At 38.4% G+C, this 22,764-nt stretch carries 16 protein-coding genes and 1 tRNA gene; 1 reads left to right on the top strand and 16 read right to left on the bottom strand.

Features of this window, described 5'->3' with window-relative positions:
* Nucleotide 1: 1 nt before the first annotated feature.
* The 13 genes from JF50_RS04115 to JF50_RS04050 all read right to left on the bottom strand — a co-directional run bounded on the left by JF50_RS04115 (nt 2) and on the right by JF50_RS04050 (nt 15,697).
* On the bottom strand, nt 2-1,417 hold the full coding sequence (locus JF50_RS04115) for a phosphomannomutase (RefSeq protein ID WP_080760139.1): 1,416 nt from the start codon (nt 1,415-1,417) through the stop codon (nt 2-4).
* Complete coding sequence (locus tag JF50_RS04110) at nt 1,417-2,829, bottom strand: mannose-1-phosphate guanylyltransferase/mannose-6-phosphate isomerase (RefSeq protein WP_039608232.1); 1,413 nt, start codon at nt 2,827-2,829, stop codon at nt 1,417-1,419. Before JF50_RS04110 ends, JF50_RS04115 begins: the two co-directional genes overlap by 1 nt.
* Nucleotides 2,830-3,148: 319 nt before the next feature.
* Complete coding sequence (locus JF50_RS04105) at nt 3,149-3,901, bottom strand: glycosyltransferase family 2 protein (RefSeq protein ID WP_039608231.1); 753 nt, start codon at nt 3,899-3,901, stop codon at nt 3,149-3,151.
* A 24-nt stretch (nt 3,902-3,925) separates the two neighbouring features.
* Nucleotides 3,926-4,906 carry a glycosyltransferase family 2 protein gene (locus JF50_RS25945; RefSeq protein ID WP_052262128.1) on the bottom strand — a complete coding sequence of 327 codons (981 nt, stop codon included), beginning with the start codon at nt 4,904-4,906 and terminating at the stop codon, nt 3,926-3,928.
* A 325-nt stretch (nt 4,907-5,231) separates the two neighbouring features.
* A complete protein-coding gene (locus JF50_RS04090) occupies nt 5,232-6,170 on the bottom strand; it encodes a lipid II flippase MurJ (protein WP_152614454.1) in 939 nt (312 codons plus the stop codon).
* A gap of 5 nt (nt 6,171-6,175) precedes the next feature.
* Nucleotides 6,176-7,003 carry a polysaccharide pyruvyl transferase family protein gene (locus tag JF50_RS04085; RefSeq protein ID WP_052262127.1) on the bottom strand — a complete coding sequence of 276 codons (828 nt, stop codon included), beginning with the start codon at nt 7,001-7,003 and terminating at the stop codon, nt 6,176-6,178.
* A complete protein-coding gene (locus tag JF50_RS04080) occupies nt 7,000-8,130 on the bottom strand; it encodes a glycosyltransferase (RefSeq protein WP_039608228.1) in 1,131 nt (376 codons plus the stop codon). The genes JF50_RS04085 and JF50_RS04080 overlap by 4 nt, the downstream gene beginning before the upstream one ends.
* Nucleotides 8,131-9,216 carry an EpsG family protein gene (locus JF50_RS04075; RefSeq protein ID WP_080760111.1) on the bottom strand — a complete coding sequence of 362 codons (1,086 nt, stop codon included), beginning with the start codon at nt 9,214-9,216 and terminating at the stop codon, nt 8,131-8,133.
* A gap of 17 nt (nt 9,217-9,233) precedes the next feature.
* A complete protein-coding gene (locus JF50_RS04070; RefSeq protein ID WP_039608226.1) occupies nt 9,234-10,172 on the bottom strand; it encodes a Wzz/FepE/Etk N-terminal domain-containing protein in 939 nt (312 codons plus the stop codon).
* Between the two features lie 44 nt (nt 10,173-10,216).
* Entirely contained in the window at nt 10,217-11,209 is a 993-nt protein-coding gene (locus tag JF50_RS04065) for an exopolysaccharide biosynthesis polyprenyl glycosylphosphotransferase (protein ID WP_080760109.1), read from the bottom strand.
* A gap of 106 nt (nt 11,210-11,315) precedes the next feature.
* Nucleotides 11,316-13,931 (bottom strand): SLBB domain-containing protein, encoded by a 2,616-nt coding sequence (locus tag JF50_RS04060; RefSeq protein ID WP_039608225.1) that lies wholly within the window; start codon nt 13,929-13,931, stop codon nt 11,316-11,318.
* Between the two features lie 127 nt (nt 13,932-14,058).
* Entirely contained in the window at nt 14,059-14,862 is an 804-nt protein-coding gene (locus JF50_RS04055; RefSeq protein ID WP_039608224.1) for a DUF481 domain-containing protein, read from the bottom strand.
* Between the two features lie 13 nt (nt 14,863-14,875).
* Complete coding sequence (locus JF50_RS04050) at nt 14,876-15,697, bottom strand: mechanosensitive ion channel family protein (protein WP_039608223.1); 822 nt, start codon at nt 15,695-15,697, stop codon at nt 14,876-14,878.
* Between the two features lie 184 nt (nt 15,698-15,881).
* Here JF50_RS04050 and JF50_RS04045 point away from each other — a divergent pair.
* Nucleotides 15,882-15,957, top strand: a tRNA-His gene (locus JF50_RS04045).
* A 291-nt stretch (nt 15,958-16,248) separates the two neighbouring features.
* Here JF50_RS04045 and nagP read toward each other — a convergent pair.
* The 3 genes from nagP to JF50_RS04030 all read right to left on the bottom strand — a co-directional run bounded on the left by nagP (nt 16,249) and on the right by JF50_RS04030 (nt 22,755).
* Nucleotides 16,249-17,550 carry an N-acetylglucosamine MFS transporter NagP gene (gene nagP / locus JF50_RS04040; protein ID WP_039608222.1) on the bottom strand — a complete coding sequence of 434 codons (1,302 nt, stop codon included), beginning with the start codon at nt 17,548-17,550 and terminating at the stop codon, nt 16,249-16,251.
* A 277-nt stretch (nt 17,551-17,827) separates the two neighbouring features.
* On the bottom strand, nt 17,828-20,425 hold the full coding sequence (locus tag JF50_RS04035) for a family 20 glycosylhydrolase (RefSeq protein WP_039608221.1): 2,598 nt from the start codon (nt 20,423-20,425) through the stop codon (nt 17,828-17,830).
* Between the two features lie 266 nt (nt 20,426-20,691).
* Nucleotides 20,692-22,755 (bottom strand): M13 family metallopeptidase, encoded by a 2,064-nt coding sequence (locus JF50_RS04030; protein ID WP_039608220.1) that lies wholly within the window; start codon nt 22,753-22,755, stop codon nt 20,692-20,694.
* Nucleotides 22,756-22,764 lie beyond the last annotated feature (9 nt).

Genomic DNA, 22,764 nt, shown 5'->3' with positions numbered 1-22,764 from the left:
ATTAACAAGCACTTCCAAAAGCTTTGAAGAAAGACGCTAGATAACGTTCGCTCACTTCAGAGCTATTAGATTCAACATAACACCTTAATTCAGGTGCATTCCCTGACGGCCTTAAATGAATGATATCTCCAGAATCCAGAGTGAGACGCAAACCATCAATTAAACACGTGCTATCAACGTGTAGATCAACCAAGTCCATTTTCTCTAGGAGTTTATTGGGTGCTACACTAAACTCAGAGATCAGCTGTTTACTTTTTTCAGTCGCAAAATTTTTCAACCTATCACTTGTAGTAAAACGCTGTGGTAGTGACTCTTGCAAGCGAGAAATAGGCATATCCTGCGCAATCAAAATCAAAGCTGGTAAAATAGCATCCCGCGTTGGCAATGCGGCTAGTGAATGATTGTTCACTTCAATGCTAGTTGCTAACAAATAGCCCCCGTTCGCCTCAAAGCCTGCAATGCGTTTATGCTTATCCTCTAGCTGTGAAAAAGCTTCTATTACATAAGGTGAGCCAATTTTGGTTCTCGTGACTTCTTTGAAAGACCCAGACAATTCAATCGCAGTGTTACAACTTACAGGGGTCGCCAATGCTTCAATATGGAGAGCTTTGCTGCACAACAGTCCGAGAATATCACCTCTTAGCCATATACCGTCTTCATCGGCAACGAGCGGTCTGTCACCATCCCCATCTGTTGAAAACAACATATCTAAGTTATGCTGACTAACCCACGTTTTCGCTCTTTCTTTATCTTCATCAGATACCGCTTCTGTATCAATCGGTATAAACTGATCACTTCGACCTAAACTGATCACTTCACCACCAAGCTGCTCAAAAAGCGCTTTGTAAATCTCTCTACCGGCACTTGAGTGTTCATAAATGCCTATTTTTTTACCGGATAAAATTGTTGAGCTAAACAAGGAGGTATACCGTGATACGTATAAATCCGCAGCTCGCGAGCTACTTTCTAATCCAACACCATCAATGTTGATAGCCGAAAACACAACATCTGACGATAAGATAGACAACTCATCTTGTTTCGTTATTTCTCCATCAGGGCGGTAAAACTTTAATCCATTTCGATCAAAGGGAATATGGCTACCTGTTACCATGATGGAAGGCATACCATCTTTCATTGCTGTATACGCCAGTGCTGGTGTCGGCAACACGCCATAAAAAACAACATTTACATTTAACTGTTTTAGTCCAGCAGCACAAGCGTTCGCGATCGCTAAACTGCTTGGGCGATTATCAATGCCAAGCGCAACCGTATCAAACTCGAATTGCTCACCTATACTATCTATGAACGCGATTGAAAACGCAGCGCATACCTCTGGCGTAAAGTCTACAACGAGTCCTCTTGCCCCACTTGTGCCAAACGAAATTCCGCTGTCTTTTATAATTGTTAGAGTATTCATCATTTACCTGTCACTCTTCCATAGCGATCTTGAAAGCGAACGATATCATCTTCCCCCAGATACGAGCCTGATTGCACCTCTATTAGTTCCAGATCAACTTTACCTGGATTCTCAAGCGCATGAACAGCGGTAATTGGAATATAAACAGACTCATTTTCAGTGACAAACTGCTCAGTGTCATCGATTTGCACTTTCGCCGTGCCAGAAACAACAATCCAGTGCTCAGCGCGGTGATGGTGCATTTGCACTGATAGTTTTGCACCCGGTTTTACGGTGATACGTTTAACTTGAAAACGCTCACCACTATCAACCGAGTAATATTTACCCCATGGGCGATAAACCTCACGATGAAAAGTCACTTCAGAACGTTTATCAGCCTTTAACTGCTGTACTATCTGCTTAACTTTCTGGCACTCACTTTTACGTGCCACTAAAACTGCATCTTTAGTATCAATCACCACTAAGTCTTCAACACCTACTGTCGTAACTAACTTATCACCACCAAAAACCAAGGTGTTTTTAGTATCAACAGACTTAACATCACCGATAAAAGCATTACCTTGACTGTCTTGCTCTAGCACCTCCCAAAGGGCAGCAAAACCACCGACATCATTCCACCCAACATCCATAGGCACAACCACCGCATCTTTAGTGTGCTCCATGACCGCATAATCTATAGATTCATCCGGGCAAGCCTCAAATGCAGCTCTATCTATTCTCACAAAGTCCATGTCACTGATTTGAATCTGTACGGCCTTTTGACACGCATCATAAATATCGGGTCTAAATAACTTGAGCTCTTCTAAGTAACGACTCGCCTTAAATAAAAACATACCGCTATTCCAATAGTAATCCTCGCTGTTTACTAATCTCTGTGCAGTTTTTAAATCTGGTTTCTCAATGAAACAATCCACGATATAGCCATTTTTAATGGCCTCACCTCTCTTAATATAACCATACCCAGTTTCTGGCTCTTGACCAACAATACCAAAGGTCACTAATTTGCCCTGTTCTGCTAGAGCCTCAGCACATTTTATACTTGACTGAAATGCTTCTTTATCCTCAATAACATGATCAGCAGCTAAAACCAGTAGCAAGGTATCATCATTGTCTTCTAGGGCTTTAAAAGCTGCTATGGCAATTGCGGGCGCAGTATTGCGGCCAACAGGCTCTAAAAATATCCCCCCATGAACCGTACTCAATTGACGCATTTGTTCAGCAGCAATAAATCGGTGCTCTTCATTGCAAATTAACATTACTGGTGCAGCATCAAGTCCGGTTAAGCGAGAGACCGTTTCTTGCAGCATAGTCTTTTCACCGTGCAGCTTTAAAAATTGTTTTGGATAATCACCTCGAGATAAAGGCCAAAGCCTTGTTCCGGAGCCGCCTGCCATAATGATTGGGAGTATCATGTTTATGCCTGAATGTATGAAGTTTTACTTAAACTATGGGATAGAGAACTACAGTGGAACTTTGAAAGTGTATATTATACCTCTCATAACAGCTTAAAAATACAATTTTCACAAGGGCAGTAATGAAGATTCGGTGCCTAAAACCAAAGATGAAATATCCGTATAAGCTCACCTTTGGGCATAGAATAGTGCCTAAACAGACACAAAGTTAAGGTAGCAACAGCTTAAAGAGCCCTAAACTGCATACTAAAAGTTTAAAATAGACATACTGTAATGTTAAGACGCCAATTTTTATCATGGACGACTCAATAAAGGCAGTTTAATCCATATATCGCTTTCTATTTTTAATAAACCCTTTAAGAGCATAAACAGAAAAAACACATATTGTCTTAAAGAAACCAAGCTTTACCACATCTCTATAGAACCGCCATTGATAGCTTAAAACACTTGTTTTACTTGCAGTCATACCACTATCTACCCTGTATTTTGCTAGGTTTTTTGTCAGGCAATATGCTCTTGGAGTAGCAGACAAAAGCTCTAACCATAACCCCATATCTTGGCGTTTTCGGATTAAAGGCATATAACGCTTTCCAAAATACTCAGAATCGTAAATTGCTGTTAGACAACCAATTACATTACTGTACAAAAGTTCATTATATGAGATGGAGTCAGGCGCTTTTGTCACTCCTAACTCTCTGTTACTATTAAAGCTTTGATAATAAGTATATGTAAAAGGGTAATCATTTGATTGCATAAAAGCAATTTGTTCTGCTAGCTTTTCCGGAGCCCAAATATCATCTGAGTCAAGGAATGCTATATATCTTCCTGAAGCCTTATCAATAGCCAGATTACGGCTGCCGCCGGCTCCTTTGTTTTCTTGATTTCTAAAAGCTCTAATTTTGCTATTTGAGCCCTGAAGCTCTTCTATAATTTCCCACGTACTATCTGTAGAGTTATCATCAACAATGATCAACTCCCAACTATCGAAAGATTGTGAAAGAACGCTCTGTACACTCTCAGAAATTGTTTTCTCCGAGTTATAGCTCGGCATAATAACAGATACTATAGGCATATAATTTTCCCAACCACTAATCAATTACTTTTTGCTTTTGATATAAAGCATGAGGCGAGTAAGGCCAAAAAACTCGAGTGTAGTAAAAACTAATAGCTCTTTGGGAATACTTTTGTAATTTTTTATTATATTTACTATAGAAGCTGGAAATTCACCGGAAATCGTTTTTTTCATATATTTGAACTTATTTATATCTTTATTATGGACACAAGATATAAAAACCAACTTGGTGAAAGATAAGTTATTAAATAAAAAATACTCTTCTTTATACGCAACTTCCAATCCAAGCTTTTCAATTTTATCACTAAAATCAGATATACTTTCACAGGATAACTTTTCGCTCAACTTTTTCGATGAACGAGAAGTCGATGACATACTATTATCTCTAATACGATAAAAATAAGTACTCGAACTAGAAAATCCAGAACGGACACCTTTTAAAAAATGATAGTTAGTTAAAAAAAGTTCACCTTGAACATACCTATATCCAGTCTTAACTAATAATGAACGTTTATACATTCGACACCATGTGGCATAAGGTGTGGAAATCAGACTAGATAGGTTATCTTTATCATATAAAAAGTTTTCATTTCTTATAATTGACTTTGAATTATTAATTATTTCACTATTTTCAGATATCAATTGAACATTGCTTACGATAATATCGAGAGAGTTCAATGAACCAAAGTTATACATATCATCAATAAAGCTTTCAGAAACATAGTCATCTGGATCTAAATTAATGATGTATTCACCAGTAGAAATATCAAATGCGTCTTGCCTCGCAGCATACAAACCTTCATTCTGAGGTTTGTTTATGTACACAAAGCGTTCATCACCTTTAATTTCCTCAGTGATTAAATTATGAGAATTATCAGGAGATGCATCATTAACTATAATATACTCTACATCATTTATTTTTTGAGACTTTAATCTCCCCAAAAACTCAGGAAGATACTTTTCAACACCATAGACAGGTATTAATACACTAACCTTTTTACTCATAATAAACTAAATTACTTTTAACGTGTTAATTCTCACTTTAGTCAAAACAAAAAAGTAAGAAGTTAAATTAACAAAAATAGTATTAAAAGTCACCATAACTGCAGCACCAACTGGACCGTGTGACTTTATCAATACAACACCAATCAAAGTTGAAAAAAACAAAGAACAAAGCAATATATTCCTTTGTAATTTTTCAAAGCCAGTCATTGATAACAGTAAACCGACATTACCCGTCAACACGTTAACAAACTGACCTACAGCGAGTATAACGAGAATGATGTATTGTTCTCTAAATGACTCATCTACAAACGCTAACAACTCAGGGCTAAAAAAACAGCATAATAAGTACAGCTGGAAGACATAACCCCCACATAAGCCGTGTTGACTTTGTTATAATTTTTTGGAGTTCATCCAAATTAGAATTTTTATAAATTCTTGCTATTTGAGGGGCAACAACCTTATTTACAGATATAATTATAAATCCAAGCAGAGTTGCTATTTTTAGAGATATAGCGATGATTGAAATATCACTGCCCACCCATAAAAACCCCAGTAATAAAATAGCTGAGTTATTATTATACTGAGTGACACATTGGGTCACTAACATTGACGAACAAGTAGACTTGAAACGGCGCCAATCAAAGTCGCTAGTTTTATCACGCCAATCTCCCTTAAGAAGAAGATAAGCAAACAAACAAGCAAGCAAGTTTGCGAATGCAAAAACTTGAACAACTTCACCATATGAATCAGCAAAAGTAAAAAGGGAAACTAGTACTATTGAGTTCTGGAATAGACCAGAAATAATCATTGCGCAAACTACATAGCCTTTACCTTGAATAGCAGAAGCGAGTACAAGCACTATCGTAGCCATCGGCAATACAGTTAACACAGACAACCACAAATAGCCATCATTAGATAAATGCACAAATCTGGTAATAACAAACACTATAAGTGTTAGAGCTAATGACGCTGCTATTGAAATAGAACATACTACAACAACCACTTTCTTTACCAAGCCAGTAGCTTCTTTGTTGATCGCCACAGTCTTTAAGATTGCATCTGGAGAACCCAAACTAGAAACTGCAGTTAAAACAGATATCACAGCGATCAAAAAGAAATAGCTACTAGCACTTTCCCCACCAAGGCTCCTTATTAACTGTGCAGTAGTGATAAAACCCACTAAAGACGCAATCACCTTAGCAATAAACACGTTAACAGTTTGCCTATAAAATGGCTGCCGATAAAACTCTAAAACTCTTCTCATAAAACTTAAGTTCTAGGGAATAGGCTAAGAATTTGTTCTATTTTTGAATCTGAAATTTCGTTATAGTAGAAACTAGTTTCAAGACTTTCTATATCCTGGCCTTCTTTAATATAAATTGGCTTTCTCTTTTTCCCACTAACACCAAGTGAATAATCATCAAATTTAAAACAGCCACCTAACAGTTTATCTGAAAATACAACATGTGTATTTGGTATTGAGTAAGAGTCAGAAGCGATTAGCCCATGAAGTGATGAAGAGATAATCGTTTCACAGCTAAGAAGTTGATCAATAAAAGGTTCTATATCCTGTTGAATATCAATAAATAGTGTGTCTTTACGGCTTGCCCAAGCCTTAACAACTGAGTTTCCCTTATCTACATGGTGAGGAATTAAACCATACTTATACTTTTTAGTAGGCTTAGGCGAATAATACTTTCTTATACAAACTCCAGGATCCCCATAAGGAACGTCTTTGAAGCCCAGCTTTTCCGCTGTTAAAGGACCTCTTAATAAAAAAACATCCAGTTTGCTTTTTGTGCCACTGTCCTTTGATATAAAACCGCTTCCCCAAACTGAGCTATTATCTCTCGCCCTGTGTAATATAGAGCCGATACCAAGAACATGCTTTCTTTTGGAATAAGGGTATATAACTAGTTTTTTTCCAGAAACTTTTTCAATAAGGTATTGATTCAAGTCATCCCCCCAGTTAGGGACACCTTTAAAATAGTTTACTAATATACAGTTCTCTCTTTTATACTTTAATATACTATAGTGATAACTAACTATAGTTTTAAGATTTGAGCTAACTATTTTATATAAGGATGAAATTTTCATTTAAGGACTTCTCTATAATTTTGTTCTAGCTTGGAAAACTCTTGAGACCAGTTATTCTGCTCAACAAACTTTACTCCCTGTCTACCGAGTTCTTGGAGCTCATCGACTCTTCCAGTGCACTCTATAATAGTCTCAGCTAGCTTTTCTGGGTCATTGGGCTCGATGAATAAACCAGCATTGACTGATTTTAGCTTTTCTTTCCAAGCACTAAAGTTACTAGCCACAAAAGGAACTCCAAATGACATATATTCATATAGCTTATTAGGGTCAGTTTTAGCATGGTCCCCAACATCATGAATACAAATTAGACCCAAATCAGATAGTGAAACATAAGCAAATGCAGAATCTTGTTCTAGCCTTCCCAGGTAGTCGACAAATGACCAGCCCGGTAAGTTTTCTAGCTCCAGTCTATAGGCTGAAGGAATATCTCCAATTAACCATAGTCTAGTATCTGCATGTTTGTTGATTGACTCCAGCGAATTAACAATATCGCTGATCCCCCGAGACTCATTAATAGCGCCCAGATAAACTAATCTAAAGCTATCTGACTTAACAATGTTCCTGCTATTTTGTTTAACCTTCTCTACGAGATCAGGACTGTACCTAGGTGAATTACCAATTAAAATTGCATTGTTACCCAACCTTTTCACTACAGAAGTTTGGGTTGCAATTGAAAACTCTGAAGCTCTAGCTGCACACTTTTCCAAGTTTGAAACAAGCCAACATAACAATTTTCTAAAGCTTTTCGGGATCCACTCTCGAAAAAGTAGACGTTGTGAATAGTCTTCATGCGTGTCATAAACCACTTGTCTAGATAGTAATGACAGAAGAATAACGATTGGAATGCTGTTAGGATTATGTAGATGATAAATATCTGCTCGGCATTTTAACGCTTGGAGAAATACTCGGTAAATAAATGCAATCCTGCCAATTTTCCCTTTATCTGATATTTTTGATCTGACTAAGTGGACACCCTCTTGTATTGTGCCATCTAACTCTGCATCCATTCTCGCAATCAAAGTTACATCGAACCCGCTGGCAGCTAGTGAAACTGCTTGTTTTTTATATACTCTTACATCATCCCAAATATGAATTGGAGCTACAATGCAAATCTTTTTTTTTGACATTTAGAGTAATCCTAAAATTGTTTGGTACTCATATTCAGCAGTTGCAAATAGAGTTACCTTCAAAATATATGGGAGAAGCAGATAAGCAAAAATCACTATAGTAAGGTAAGTTCTTTTTTCTTTTATAAGCTTATCAACAAGGTAATATATTGGGAATATATAAAAAATCATAAAATACTGAGAAACTCTACCAAAAAAGCCAAAATACATATTTACGATAAAAAGCCAATACGTTACAGCTAAAACCATAAAAAAATACATTAACATTTTATAATTTTTATTATTAGCCTCTTCCCTATATGATTTACAATATTTCACAAATGCCCAAATGAACAAGGGAAAATAATAAAGTTTGGTTAAAACAGACAACAAGTTAGCACTTGCTGATAATTCACTATCAAAATAGCCAGCATAATTTCCGAATAGCATATTAACTATAACTGGTAAAAGTTTTGGAATGAAAAACGCTGATGTTGCAAATCCGAATATGAATAAAAATGCAATTTTTTTAGGCGTTGGCCTAAATAAAAAAACAAATAAAAAAGGGTAAACTAATATAAATGATGCATGACACAAGGTTGCAATGGCTGTAAGTATAGTCGCTACAAAATATTTTCTCTGGTACAGCAATACAAAGACACAAGGAAGAATAGCAATTGCCATATATTGACGTAAGCCATTCAATTGATTTTGATATATTCCTGTTACTGTAAAATAGAGCAAAACAATAAGCCATACTCGATACCCTGCATTTTTCAACAAGCAAATCAGGTAGACCCAAAAAAAAGTATATACTAGTGAAACGAGAACGAAAATTGACTGCTCGCCCAAGCTAAACGCCGTTGCAATCTTTAATATTGAATAAAACACCCATTCCTTTTTGTTATAATAAAACTCAATATTATAACCATACCTATACATTTCAACATAGGACATATAATCAGTTCCAACATCATTTTGTAATGCAGGAACCTGAAAATATAAAAAAGCGATAGGGGTTATGACCAATAGAAACGCAAACTTATCGAACCTTCTATCTAATAAATATAGATATGATACGCAAAGCAAGGTTGTTAATAAATACATGATAGGCTAATTAAGTTCTATTGTAGCTGCAACTTTTCTCTATCCTTTCTTAATATAAAACGGATAAATGATACAGCCATACCTAAAACCAAACCCAAAATACTACCGATAATACATAGTAAAGCCCTCTTTGGTTTTACTTTCATCTCAGGGGTAACTGCTGGATCAACAATCTTAAATACAAATTCTTCTTGTGCACTCGCCAACATCAAGCTCTTAGTTTGCTCTTTTACCAACTCATAAAGCGTAGAGTGCATCTCCACTACAGAGGTTTTATCTAACTGTAAATTTAGATAAGTTAAATTGTTCGAAGCCTCTACTATAGCACGCTTTCTCATCTCTTTATTAATATCAGTTATGATTAGATTTACCCACCTTTCAGCAAGGTAAGGCGAATAATGCATCATTGATACTGTGTACGAGTTACTCTCTTTATCCTTTGATATAGTGAATATGTCAGTAACAAACTTCTCATAAGCTTCTTGAAAAGAAGGTTTCTCTTTTCTCAACCCTCTCTTAGGCCTAAGCCATTGCTGAGTATTAACATCATAAATTTCAGGGTCATAAATCAGTTTGTCTTCTGATGAATTCCAATCGATTGAAGCCATAATGGGTATGACCAGCTCATGACGTTCAATGAACTCTGAGATAAAGCTGCGAGATTGCATCACCTCAATAGCTAGAGCAACTTGGCCAGAGTCAGAAGAACCAAGATTCACACCAGCAATAGCAGCAAGTCCCCCTAATTCACCACCAAGTCCAGGCCTGGGCTGTGAGTTAGAAGGTGATAATATTGCATCAGCCTTATATTCATCTGCTTGCGAAAGTGCGTAATATACTGATGCAACTGAGAAAACAGCCACTATAATGATAATTACTAATTTATCACGCCACAGCCATTGGAGTAATTCCAATAGAGTAACTGAGTTTTCATCAAAGTTTTTTTGCGAGCTCATCAATACGACCTAGGTTATTAAACTTAATTGCAAATTTTAGAGAACTACCTACCCATACCAAATAAAACAACCTTAACTGTCTTAATCAGAATAACAAGATCATTTAATATAGTATGATGCTTAATGTAGTAGATATCATATTTATGTTTCCAAATTGCATCTTCAATCGAATCACCATAAGGATACGATACTTGTGCAAGGCCAGTAATACCTGGTTTAACAGAGTGTCTAAACCTATAATAAGGTATCTCTTTTTCAAGCTCTGTAATAAACACCTCACGTTCTGGGCGAGGACCCACAAGAGACATTTCACCTTTAATAACATTTATCAGTTGTGGTAATTCATCTAATCTCGTTTTTCTTATAAACGAACCTACCTTTGTTATTCTAGGATCATTTTTCTTTGCCCACTGTGCTTTACCATTTTCTGCATTTTGGACCATAGATCTAAATTTAAAAACATTAAACTCTTGGTTAAATTGGCCAACACGCATTTGTTTATAAATAATACTGCCTTTGCTTTCCAATCGAATAGCAATAGCCACTAAGATCAATATTGGAAATAGTAAGATTAAGGCAGTTAAAGACAACACTAAATCTATTGCCCTTTTTATATATTGATTTCTTTGTGTCGAAAGAATAGAGAATGCCTTCTGATGCAAAAAATAACCACTATTTAATAACTTAACTTCTGAATAGCTATTTCTGTCATCTAGATAACTTACTAAAGGCTCAACCCATGAGCCATATTCCATAGCACGAATTAAAAATAGCTTTTGCTCTTTGTCTAACATAGAGCTGTGATAATGACAAATTACCTTTCGGCTAAATGTTCTCAAGCTATAGTCATTAATTACAACTTCAAAGTCATAATCTTCGCAGCACGCTAATACTTCTTGCACAGCAGATTCTGGGCAATATAAATATATTGTTTTTTGGTTTAGTGCATGTTTTCTAGAACGAAAGGATTTATTCAAATACCGTATGCTTTTAATACTTTTACTGTCATTCGTGCTGTGCACTTTAACTCTCTGCATATTAGCTACCTACCCTTAATGAGGCTAATTTCAGGATGAAACTTTAGAGTACTCATCACAAGTTAATCTTTCAGGCTTCATTTGAAGCCTATTAAACTTTTTTAAATTAAATTCTCGCTAAAGCAGCGATACCAACACCTAACTGATAAAATATCTGAGTTGCTGTACTCCAAAGAGTTAAGCTATCCATGTGCGACGCATCCATAGGGACAACTATGGTATCCCCCGCTTCTAACTGGACGTTATTGTTTACCGCAAACCAACTACTTCTATTTGGTATAAATACGGCGCCATTAGCTTTTATGACGTAGACTTTTTCTTCATCGGCTCTATCTCTCATACCACCACTTAAATTGATATAGTCTTCAATTGAAGTGCCTTGTCTAAATAAATGAGATGAGCTGTAATTGACTTCACCAATGATTGAAATTGAGTCTTGACGGCCAGGAACATACAAAGTATCACCATCTTGTAAACTCAATACAGTTCGGTCTTCAAGAATGCTTGGCAAATCAATGACAAGTCGACCCAATGCTTCTACACTGGCAAGATCTTTTAGTAACTTGTTAGTCTCTTCATAGGTTAACGATGTATTTGATCCAATTGACTTTTGAAAGCTCTTTGATGCAATGTCTTTTCTTAAGTCCTCAGATAACCTTTTGAGCTGTTTCTGTTCTTGTTCTTTAATCGCTTCACGAGTGAAAATAGCGGCCTTAGGTTCAGCAAACCCTGTTATACCGCCAGCTCTGGTAAGGACTTCTTGCAAAGTATCACCGCGCTTAATCGTATACGTTCCAGGAAAAACAACTTCTCCTTTCAAATGTACTTTATAACTCTCTTGCCAATTTGGCTGCATTAAAATATTTAATGTATCTCGGCCCTGCAATAAAACAATGTTTTCAGAAGGTTCTTTGTCGATATCTGTCACTTTAATATAAGAGACATCTCCTGATGAAGACACTCTGGTAACTTCTGCAAAATCGACATAAGCGGATTCAAGTAGCCCCCCTGCAGCTGTAATGGCAGCATTTACATCAAGACCTTTTGCTAAAGGAAATACTCCAGGGAATCGAACTTGGCCATCGACTTCGAAAGTAGCTTTAGAATTACCAACAGTCGCTTGATATTCTAACTGAGCTAGAATTGGAGCGAGTAAACTCTCCCTGCCAAAAGCAGTTGGTGTAATTACCTCTTCAACTTTAATTTCGACTTCCTCTTCGCTTTCATCTTGTAAAGCATCATTTAGAGCCATATCAAATAACACTTTTTGATCAAACTGCCTTCGTTCATATAAGTGCCACAGTTTAACTTTTTCTTGAAGCTCTTGTTCTGTTTCTGTGAGGGCTAAATTTTTAAGCGCTGCTTCTTCTTTTTCTAAATCATTAAAACGACTAAATACAAAAACTTCATCATTTTTATTCAGTAGTACGTTTTTAGTTTTCAATGCATCAACTATTGAAAACTGTATAACTTCGATTTCATTAGTCGCAGCAATTTCTCTAACGATAAGCGCGTAATCCAAATCAGCTTGAGGAAGCAAATCCGTCTTTGTATTACTAACCAATTGATCAAATGTGATATCACTTTTCCACTCATAATAACCTGGGCGAGCAACCGCACCGATCAGCGTTACAGAGTCAAGTACCTCACTACTGACACTTTTCACCTTAAGATAGTCTCCACCTTGGGGAGTGTAAGCAGTCTTATCTAGAGTAAAATCGACTGAAATAACTGACTTTTTGCTATGCTCAATGACACGTTTCACTTCTACTTGTTCAAGAAAAGCGTTTTCTTTAAATCCACCAAACATATTGACTAAAGATTTAGCAGTTTCACCGTCTTTCAACTCAAAAATAGCGGGGCGTTTTACAAACCCTTCCACCGTTACTTGCGGACCAACTGAGGGGATAAATACAACATCTCCAGATTGCAGTGTCACATCTCCAGAACTGTCCCCTTTCAACAGCAAATCATATAGGTCTAATTGTGAGATAACTTTACCTCGTCTTTTCACCTTAATATTTCTCAAGGAAGCTATCTCTGATAGACCACCACTTGCGAATAAGGCATGAGTAACAGTAGATAGGGGAGATAGTGAATAGCTACCTGGTTTATGAGCTTCACCGACGACTAAAACTCTTAAGCTTCTTAATTCAGATATTGATACAAAAACTTTCAGGCCTATAGCCTCTGTTGAAATTTTTTTATCTATTAATTCTTTCAGTTCCCCATATGTCAAACCAGCAACATATACAGGGGAAAAGTTGGGAATGTTTAATCGACCTTCTCTGTCAACAGTGATAAGGTGTGTGGCTGTTTCTTTACCATAAAGGCTTACTGACAAGCTGTCGCCACTAGAGATAATATAGTCATTGGGCACTGACAGCTGCTCTGTCGGCGCAAAACTGGTTGGCTCTCCAGCAAACAATTCATAGCCGTATGGTTTTAATATTACTTCTTCTGGCTTTAACGGATCTGAGTTATTTTCTATTGAGATATCTTCTCGTGGCAATATGCTCTTTTCAGTGGTTTGATCATGCTGCTCACTATTACCCTGCACACCAATACTTGATAAATCAATACCATATTGTTTTGCTAACGTTTCCTGTTGAGATTTTGGCAGTTTTTTAAACTGTTCTATTTGCTGCGCAGTTGGTGTAAAAGCGCCAGCTAAAGCACTGAAACCCAATAAAACTATTGCTAAAACATGCTTAAAATACATCAGTGTCAGTATCCCGTTAGTCAATAACCAAAAAAAGATTGAATATTCTACACGATAACAATGAAATAGAAAAAGGGCCTAAGCCCTTTTTTTTTGTCATAACTTTGTGAAGATGTAATTCAATTCGTTAAAAACTGTAAACGAGTGTCAGTGACGTTTCTGTATCCGTTTTTTCCTTGCCTACATCTACTTCTGAGTTGTGGGTAATTTTGTAGGCTACCTTCATCTGTAGTGACCCATTCACTTTAGCCATTAAAGCCGTTTCTGACTCTGATTTAGTATTGGTATCACCATACTCTACCGCGATGACCTGTGTGAATTTAGCATTGTCAGAAATAGTCCACTCATAGTCGAGTTTCGCGACACCAATTGCTTCACTTTCCGTTTCACCTGCTAAAGATTGGCCATCATCCTTCGTTTCAGTGCTGTTTTCCTGATACTCAAAGCGTTTGATACCTGGACCAACTTCAAAATCTAAATACATATTAGGGCGGCTAAGTACTCGCAAACCATAACCAATAGAGAACACAGATTCACTTCTATACGCGCCGAAGTAATCTGAGTCATAAGAGCCAAAAATAAATAAATGGCTGTGGTCATCTACTAATTTGTAATTACCTTGCACAGATAAAGAGTACTTTTCATTAGTACGCTCTTTAACTTTTACCCCATCATCATTTTCGATTTCATCTTCTTTGAAAATGCCATCGATCTTGTATTCATTTCGCCAATTATCTAGATGATGCTTTGCTTTGATCTCCCCTTTTAACGTCGTTGTCTCCGTATTACCGCTTGTGATAATGGCACCGACTTCACTGGTAATATCCCACTCTTTTTCTTCTGGGAGTTTCTTGCCACTATTATTTTCTTCTGCTGCAAGCTGAGACGATACTGTCATCAATGCACACAAAGAGAGCAGTTTAAATTTCATTCTAAAATCAACCTTATTTTTCAGTTTTTTGTAAGTGCACATCCATTTGCGGATACGGAATATTAATATTTGCATCATCCAATGCAATTTTAATGTTTTCTAGCAAATCAAAGTAAGTTGGCCAATAGTCGCCAGTGTTAACCCAGGGCCTGACTGCAAAATTAACACTGGAGTCTCCAAGCTCTAAGACAGCAACAGTATACGCTGGGTCTTTCAAGATACGAGCTTCATGATTCAATACAGTCTCCAGAACTGTCTTAGTATGTTTCAAATCTGATTCATAACCTACACCTATGACTAAGTCGATTCGTCTCGTTTTTTCCCTTGAATAGTTTACTATCGCACCAGACATAATGGAGGAATTGGGTATTATAATCACTTTATTGTCTGGCGTAATTAGTTCTGTTGAAAATATCTCTATCTTACGGACACTGCCAGATTTTCCACCTGCGTCTATATAATCACCGGACTTGAATGGGCGCAGTATAATAATTAACACGCCCGAAGCAAAGTTAGAAAGAGACCCTTGTAATGCTAGCCCAACAGCTAGGCCTGCAGCACCTAAAATGGCAATGAATGACGTTGTCTCTACACCAACCTGTGATAAAGCCATAAGTAGTGTCGCAACAAAGCCCAAGGCATATACTATGTTTGCTAAGAAAACACCTACGGCCTTATCCACTTTGCGGTTACAAATTGCCTTTTCTGTTAGGTTAGATAAAAAACGCGTCACTTTAAGGCCGATTAAGAAAATAACTAAGGCGAGTAAAGCTTGAAGCGCATAGTGCACAATTAAATCTGAATTGTTATTGAACCAGTCGAGTATGATGTCCATAAAGCGTCCTATTTCAGAGAGTTATCAGTATAATTATTTACAGAAGGTATAAATATTAGACATTTTGTGGAGATTTTCCCCAAACAAACTAAAATAGTCAAAAAAATAAAAAAAGTCTTTGCATTGTCAGCAAAACACTGTATTATGCGCGCCACACCCAAGAGGTGTTACACGAAACATTGTGGCGGCTGTAGCTCAGTTGGTAGAGCCCTGGATTGTGATTCCGGTTGTCGTGGGTTCGAGCCCCATCAGTCGCCCCATCTCCTTCTTTTTGTGTATTCTATTTTTTATCACTCTATGTTTTATAATTAAATATCTCTCTTTTTTAGCACATCATTGCTATTTATTCTTTCTTCAAACTATTCAATTATTTAATCGACTTTTGATCTCTTTTCGTCATAGCTGTAAGAAATTTGCCTGAGCGCAAAGTCGTCATTGTTGCTTAGCCAAAAGTGTCAAGTTACTAACTAGGCAAGTAAAAAAAATGCCACCTAAATTAGGTGGCATTACACACGGGATTATTTCTACTTATAAATAGAAATTCTGTTTACTTATTTCCAGCTTCTCATTTTGTGACCTTTCAAAGCATAGAAAAGTATAAATATGTAACTTGGGATCATTAAGCTGTATGCACCTTGTGCACCAAGACCTGCAACATTCCCTAAACCAATAAGCAATGGACCTAAAGCACCACCGGCAATACCCATTATCAGTAAGCCAGAAGCTGTACCAGTCAGTCGGCCAAGGCCATCTAATGCCAGCGGCCAAATAGCAGGCCATACCATTGCATTAGCAAAACCGAGTAATGCGATACACAATAACGGATCTGGTAGCTGAGGTCCACCAAAAGGCACCAACAATAGATTAGAAAGCACAAAAGAATTGTTATCCCCCATCACAACAGCAAGCACTGTGACAATACCAGCTATGCCCGACATCACTAAAGCGCTCTGTTGAGACATAAAGCGAGGAATTAAGACAATACCAATTGCGTAGCCAAGCAGCATACAACCCATGGTATATGATGTCATAATCGAATAGTCAGCAATACCCAAGTGTAGTGCATAAGAACCAATCGTATCTGCTGCAATAACTTCAACTGCAACATATAGTGCAATACCGATTACACCTAACACTAAGTGAGGGTGTTGTAAGGCTTCTCTTAATTCACCTTTTGATGTTTTACTTTCTTCTTCAAATACCAAGTCAGGAAGAGGCGCAAACTTTGCGAATAGTGCGAATAAAAATATTAAACCAGAAATGGCTAGGTAAGGCGCTATTAAGCTATTTGCCATCGCATCTTTTTGTTCTTGCGATAAACTTTCGCCGCCATTAACAACCCCGCTTACTACAACCGCAGCAAACACAATAGGTACAATCACACCAGCTGACTTATTTAATAGCCCCATTATACATACACGCACTGCCGCAGACTTTTCAGAGCCCATTTTAACGACATATGGGTTAACGGCCGTTTGTAATACGGTTTGACCAACACCAATTAATAGCTGCGCTAAAAGGAATATTTCAATTGCCTGCATTTTGGCTGCAGGAATATATAGTAGCGCTGACAAAGCCATGATCACACAGCCTACTGCCATACCATTTTTATATCCCACTTTTTTAATCACCATTGCAGATGGGATACCTGCAATCGTTACGGCAATATAAAATGACGATATAATAAATGACGCTTGTAACGGCGATAGTTCAAGCATCTGCTGTAAAAATGGAGTGATAGCGCCGTTCAACCAGGTTATACACCCCAATATAAAAAACATAGAACCAGCCAGTGTCATCGGCAACCAGACACTCTGCTTCGCTTTTTCGTTCATATCCACTGTTGCTTCCATAATACTCTTCTTGTTGCAATAAAATCTTATGACAAGTTGCACTTGTGACCACTTATCACAGGTACACGATATATGTTGTTTTTGTGCCCGCTTTCTAAGGCTTAAAGCCTTGCAGCAATGTCAGTGCTGTATATAAAAATAAGTTCACACAGCAAAATGACAGCGCTGACATTTAACTTTACGTTAATTTTACACGTATTTCTAGTTAGAAATTATACTAAACTGGATTTAAAAAAGGGGCAAACGCCCCTATTTAAATTTTAAATTATCAGTAGGTTTACTCTAAACCTGTAATTCGACTGTACTTTTTGCCATCTAATGTCGTTCTCAAACGCACATCTGATGAATTACTTACTGACATCGGACCTGAATATGCTTGCCACGATTTACCAGCGTCCAAGCTCACTTCAATTGTCAAAAATGAAAATGCACTATTCGCCAATAACTGACCATCTTTGATCACCGCACCTGGCACAGGTAAGTTAACATTCACACCATCTGCGACCAATCGATTCAATTCTTTTAACGCCAATGTCGCTGAAAACTCTTGCCAGTCAGTTGCTCGTGCTTTTTCATTTGGCTGCTCACCTTCCCAGCTTGCTTTATGCCATGCACGCTCAGCAACGGTCAAAACACGTGGGAACATCATCGCCATCACCTGATCTTCAGTGCGGATCGTTTCAGTCCATACCTGCCCTTGCATTCCCAAGATATTTTCAGGTTTTTCGAGCTTTGGTAATGGTCGACCCACAAGCGCTTCCAAATTGTCAATCGCTTCGCCATTACGGGTAAAGTCTGCGTTAGCATAGACATCATCTGGCATATAACTAAATGCTTTTTTGGTATCTGTATATCTTGCAGCCCAATAATAACCTCGTTCAGCTGGGTGTGCTTCATAAGGATGGTCAAAGTATAAGTGTGTACCGTGAGATAGCACGACCTGATAACCATCGTTTGCCAAACGGTAAGCCCTGTCTGCGACACCCCACTCCCAGATATTATCCCATACGTTAGCAGTGAAGACTTGGTTAGGGAATTCATCACGTTTAAATGGATTTACACGATCATACATCAAGCCATCTTCCCAAGCGCCCGGTGCAATCCCGCGTTTTGCAAAGATTTTCGCAATGCGCTGTGTGAAGTATGGTTTCAAATCAGCTGGCCCTGCAATGCCATTATTCGCTTCATTAAATAAGGCATTACATGCAGGCGATTTGGTCCAAGAACCCGCACCCACTTCATCACCGCCAAAGTGCAGGTTTTCTAAGCGCGTACCCGCTTCACGATACATGCCTTGCAACTCATAAGTCACCTTTTCAACGAAGGCATAAGTTGAGTCCATACACACATTGAATGAATTATCTGTGTAGTTTTGTACTGTCAAATATTCAGATTTATCTTCAGGATCACTCAATAAGAAAGCGCGCGCTTCGGCTTCTTTACCCTGTTCCATTAATCTATGATACCTGGCTTCCATCGCTTTAATGGCTGCACGGGCATGTCCTGGACCTTCAATTTCTGGAATGATATCTATGTGCCTAGCTTTCGCAAATTTTAATAGCTCAACAAAGTCTGTTCTTGATAGATAACCATTTCCAGAGCCCGTCTTAAATGGACCCGTGCCAAGCTGAGTCAGCAAACATGAGCGCTCTTCTAAGTCAAAGCAGCGATAACCGCCAATTTCCGATAGCTCAGGTAAGCCTGGAATTTCTAAGCGCCAGCCCTCATCATCTGAGAAATGCCAGTGAAATTTATTTAGCTTGTAACGCGCCATTTGCTCAACGAGCTTAAATAAAGCGTCTTTCCCATGGTAATTTCGCGCATTGTCATAATGCATACCACGCCAACCATATCTCGGCGTATCGTCAATCTCTACATTTGGCACTTCAACACTGCCATCTGGTACCTTTGTAAACAGAGCTAATAGGCTTTGGATCCCATAGAATACACCCGCATTATCTGTACCGATGATTTCAATTTTATCGTCATCTACTTCGAGCTTGTAGCTGCCTGATTGACCTGAATAGCGCCCTTCGTCCGCTTCAACTTTGAGGAAAATGGTAGGAACTTTGCCTGCCGAAATGTGATCTGCTTTAGCATCCAGAGTCAAACCAAATTCACTTAGGTCCTCCTGAAAAACCGCCACTTCAGATTTCAAACGTCCTGCAAAACGAATTTGCCATTTATCATTTAACTGAGCCACACCACGATTAAAATCAACATTCTGAGGTTTAGGGATAATACGTTTCAGCGCAGCTTCTTTGTCAACTTTGACGTTATGCGCATTGTGCTCATATCGCCAAGCAGCAGTAGCCAATGGAGAATAATCTAATGGCTCATTATGCCTTTTCAGTTGGTTTTCTCGCTCAATCGGCGCAACGAATGACGACATCTCCTCAGTATCTGTATTCGCAAAAATCACAGGTAAAGACTGACCAGATACAATAAATGCACGCGGCATAAAATCGGTGTATGCTGCTATCCAAGCTGCCGCTTCAAATTCAATTTTGAGTGATTCATTCGCAGCGAGTCCAGCGAACTCAGGAGTAGGCACAAAGCGATGCAAATCACCATTGACATGCTCAATACGCAGACCAGCTGACGCTAATGTTTTAATTTTTCTAACTGAATGTACGTAAATCTGCCAATCACTTTCCCCCTTGGGCAAAGCAACATTTGAACGATTTTCTAATGTCACAGAGCCGATGAAACTACCAGCACCACCATGGAAGTTGTTTTCTACTGCAAAAGTGAGTTGTGTATCTTTAGCAAAGGCGTCTAGCTGAGGTTGAGAAAGCATTGCACTTGCGCCCCACGAGGCAGTGACCAGCGTCGTTGCAAACATCTGCGCGAGCAGATTTTTTCGTAGATTCATATTAGCTCCTAAAGGCTATTCCTTGAAACCACATTTTAGCAAAAGCTCTCCCCAAGCGTTACGCATTCTGAATTATACGATTTATGATATTGCGCAACGAGAGGAAATATGTGGCCCAAATTAATAGCACTAACCAACTTATTGTTAGCTTTTCATCATATAGAAGAAAAAATGACAGCGCTATCAAATTTTAAAAAAGCCCGTTTATTCCACAAAAAAACCCGCTCAAGGTTAACTCAAAGCGGGTTTTTATACATATATGCTCGTTACCAGATTTTCACTCGTTCTTCAGGCTTTTTATACATACCATCGCCTTCTTGCACATCAAATGCCTCATGGAACTGTGGCATATTCGATAAAATACCAATAACACGATATTCACTTGGTGAATGAGAGTCCGTCATCAAACGATTTCGTAATTCTTCTTCTCGATACTCTCGACGCCAAATTTGCCCCCAGCCCATAAAGAAACGCTGTGAGCCTGTGTAACCATCTATAACAGGCGCTTCTTTGCCATCGAGTGATAACTTATAGGCTTGATAAGCCACAGTTAAACCGCCTAGATCGCCAATGTTTTCACCTAGGGTGAGCTCACCATTCACATGCACATCGTCAAATGGCTTGAAGCCATTAAACTGATTGATCAGCTGCTTTCCACGTGCTTCGAACTGAGATAAGTCGCTCTCGGTCCACCAATTTCTTAAATTACCATCCCCATCGTATTTAGCACCTTGGTCATCAAACCCATGACCTATTTCATGCCCTATTACCGCACCTATAGCACCATAGTTCACGGCGTCATCGGCTTCTAAATTAAAGAATGGTGGTTGTAAAATCGCAGCGGGAAAGACAATTTCATTATTAACCGGATTATAATACGCATTGACCGTTTGTGGCGTCATATACCACCTTGATCGATCTACTGGTTTACCCAAATCGTCGATCATCGCACGATATGACCACTCGTTATAACGCACATAATTCCCCACCAGATCATCAGCACTAATTTCTAACCCTGAGTAATCACGCCACTTATCTGGGTAACCAATTTTAGGTGTGAACTTTGCCAACTTCGCTTTTGCCGCCGCTTTCGTTTGTGCGCTCATCCATTCTAAACCATCGATAGATTTATCAAAACCAAGGATCAAATTATCTACCATGTCTTGCATACGCGCTTTGGCTTCTGGTGGGAAATGCTCTTTGACATAAATTTTGCCTAACAACTCACCCAAAACATCATTACTTGCATCTGCGGCCTTTTTCCACATTGGGGACTGCGCTTCTAACCCTCTTAAAGTTTTGCCGTAAAAACCAAAGCGTAAGTCAACTATTTTACGCTCAAGTAGTTCTGCATAATTGCTGGCAAAATGAAAAGTTAAGTAAGCGCGCCATACTGCAATGTCTGTGTTATTCACGATATTTGACAGCTGAGTAAAATAAGATGGCTGTGACACAATGACCTTATCGGTTTTAACGCCTAACGTGTTGAAATACGCTGTGACATCAAACTCCCCCATCTGCTCATTCAGTTCATCTATTGTCAGCTTATTGTAAGTTTTCGAAGCATCTCGACTATCTACACGCGTCCACTGTGCCTTGGCAATCTCAGTTTCTAAGGCAAGAATATCTGTCGCTGCTTGCTCAGCACCTTTTTCATCGAAGCCAAACTCAAACAGCATATTGGTAATATACGTTTGATAAGCAGCTCGATTATTATTGAACTTCTCAGTGTCTTTAAGATAAAAATCACGATCTGGTAATCCTAAACCAGATTGATACAAGTACATTGCATTTACGGTTGAATTTTTGGCATCGTTGTACACATACCAAGAAAAAGGGGTAGTGCCCCCTTGCAACTGTAATTTGGCAATAAGCGATGGTAGTTGAGATTTTTTCGTGAGTGCTTTAATGGGTGATAAGTACTCATCCAACGCTGCTACACCAATTTCTTCTCTTGCGAGCTCATCTGTGTAACTTTTGTAAAATGCCCCGAGTTTATATTCATCGCTGCCTGGGGTAGCTGACGCGTCTTGTGCCGCACTTTCTAAAATCACTTTTAATGCAGCTTGAGACTTCTCATTAAGCTCAGTAAAAGAACCATAATTTGATTTGTCGGCGGGAATCTCTGTACGCGCTAACCATTTGCCGTTGACATGACGATAAAAGTCGTCTTGAGGTCGAATTGACGAGTCTATGTTAGCAAGTTCAATACCTGAACTCAGTGTCTGTTGCTGCACAATTTCAGCTGCTGGTTGAGTTTGTGGCTGCTCACTACAGCCAACGAGGCCAAGTGCCATCGCTACACTAATTGCTGCGAATTTTTTACGCATAAATGCTGG

The organism is Pseudoalteromonas luteoviolacea, assembly GCF_000814765.1.
GTDB classification, from domain to species: domain Bacteria; phylum Pseudomonadota; class Gammaproteobacteria; order Enterobacterales; family Alteromonadaceae; genus Pseudoalteromonas; species Pseudoalteromonas luteoviolacea_H.
This window is presented reverse-complemented; position numbering and strand designations above follow the sequence as displayed.

Excerpts from the sequence above, each read along its gene's own strand:
- JF50_RS04035 (WP_039608221.1), bottom strand. The coding sequence starts at position 20,425 with ATGAATCTACGAAAAAATCTGCTCGCGCAGATGTTTGCAACGACGCTG.
- JF50_RS04055 (WP_039608224.1), bottom strand. The coding sequence starts at position 14,862 with ATGAAATTTAAACTGCTCTCTTTGTGTGCATTGATGACAGTATCGTCT.
- nagP (WP_039608222.1), bottom strand. The coding sequence starts at position 17,550 with ATGGAAGCAACAGTGGATATGAACGAAAAAGCGAAGCAGAGTGTCTGG.
- JF50_RS04085 (WP_052262127.1), bottom strand. The coding sequence starts at position 7,003 with ATGAAAATTTCATCCTTATATAAAATAGTTAGCTCAAATCTTAAAACT.
- JF50_RS04065 (WP_080760109.1), bottom strand. The coding sequence starts at position 11,209 with ATGCAGAGAGTTAAAGTGCACAGCACGAATGACAGTAAAAGTATTAAA.
- JF50_RS04105 (WP_039608231.1), bottom strand. The coding sequence starts at position 3,901 with ATGCCTATAGTATCTGTTATTATGCCGAGCTATAACTCGGAGAAAACA.
- JF50_RS04090 (WP_152614454.1), bottom strand. The coding sequence starts at position 6,170 with ATGAGAAGAGTTTTAGAGTTTTATCGGCAGCCATTTTATAGGCAAACT.
- JF50_RS04075 (WP_080760111.1), bottom strand. The coding sequence starts at position 9,216 with ATGTATTTATTAACAACCTTGCTTTGCGTATCATATCTATATTTATTA.
- JF50_RS25945 (WP_052262128.1), bottom strand. The coding sequence starts at position 4,906 with ATGAGTAAAAAGGTTAGTGTATTAATACCTGTCTATGGTGTTGAAAAG.
- JF50_RS04080 (WP_039608228.1), bottom strand. The coding sequence starts at position 8,130 with ATGTCAAAAAAAAAGATTTGCATTGTAGCTCCAATTCATATTTGGGAT.
- JF50_RS04030 (WP_039608220.1), bottom strand. The coding sequence starts at position 22,755 with ATGCGTAAAAAATTCGCAGCAATTAGTGTAGCGATGGCACTTGGCCTC.
- JF50_RS04070 (WP_039608226.1), bottom strand. The coding sequence starts at position 10,172 with ATGAGCTCGCAAAAAAACTTTGATGAAAACTCAGTTACTCTATTGGAA.
- JF50_RS04110 (WP_039608232.1), bottom strand. The coding sequence starts at position 2,829 with ATGATACTCCCAATCATTATGGCAGGCGGCTCCGGAACAAGGCTTTGG.
- JF50_RS04060 (WP_039608225.1), bottom strand. The coding sequence starts at position 13,931 with ATGTATTTTAAGCATGTTTTAGCAATAGTTTTATTGGGTTTCAGTGCT.
- JF50_RS04115 (WP_080760139.1), bottom strand. The coding sequence starts at position 1,417 with ATGAATACTCTAACAATTATAAAAGACAGCGGAATTTCGTTTGGCACA.
- JF50_RS04050 (WP_039608223.1), bottom strand. The coding sequence starts at position 15,697 with ATGGACATCATACTCGACTGGTTCAATAACAATTCAGATTTAATTGTG.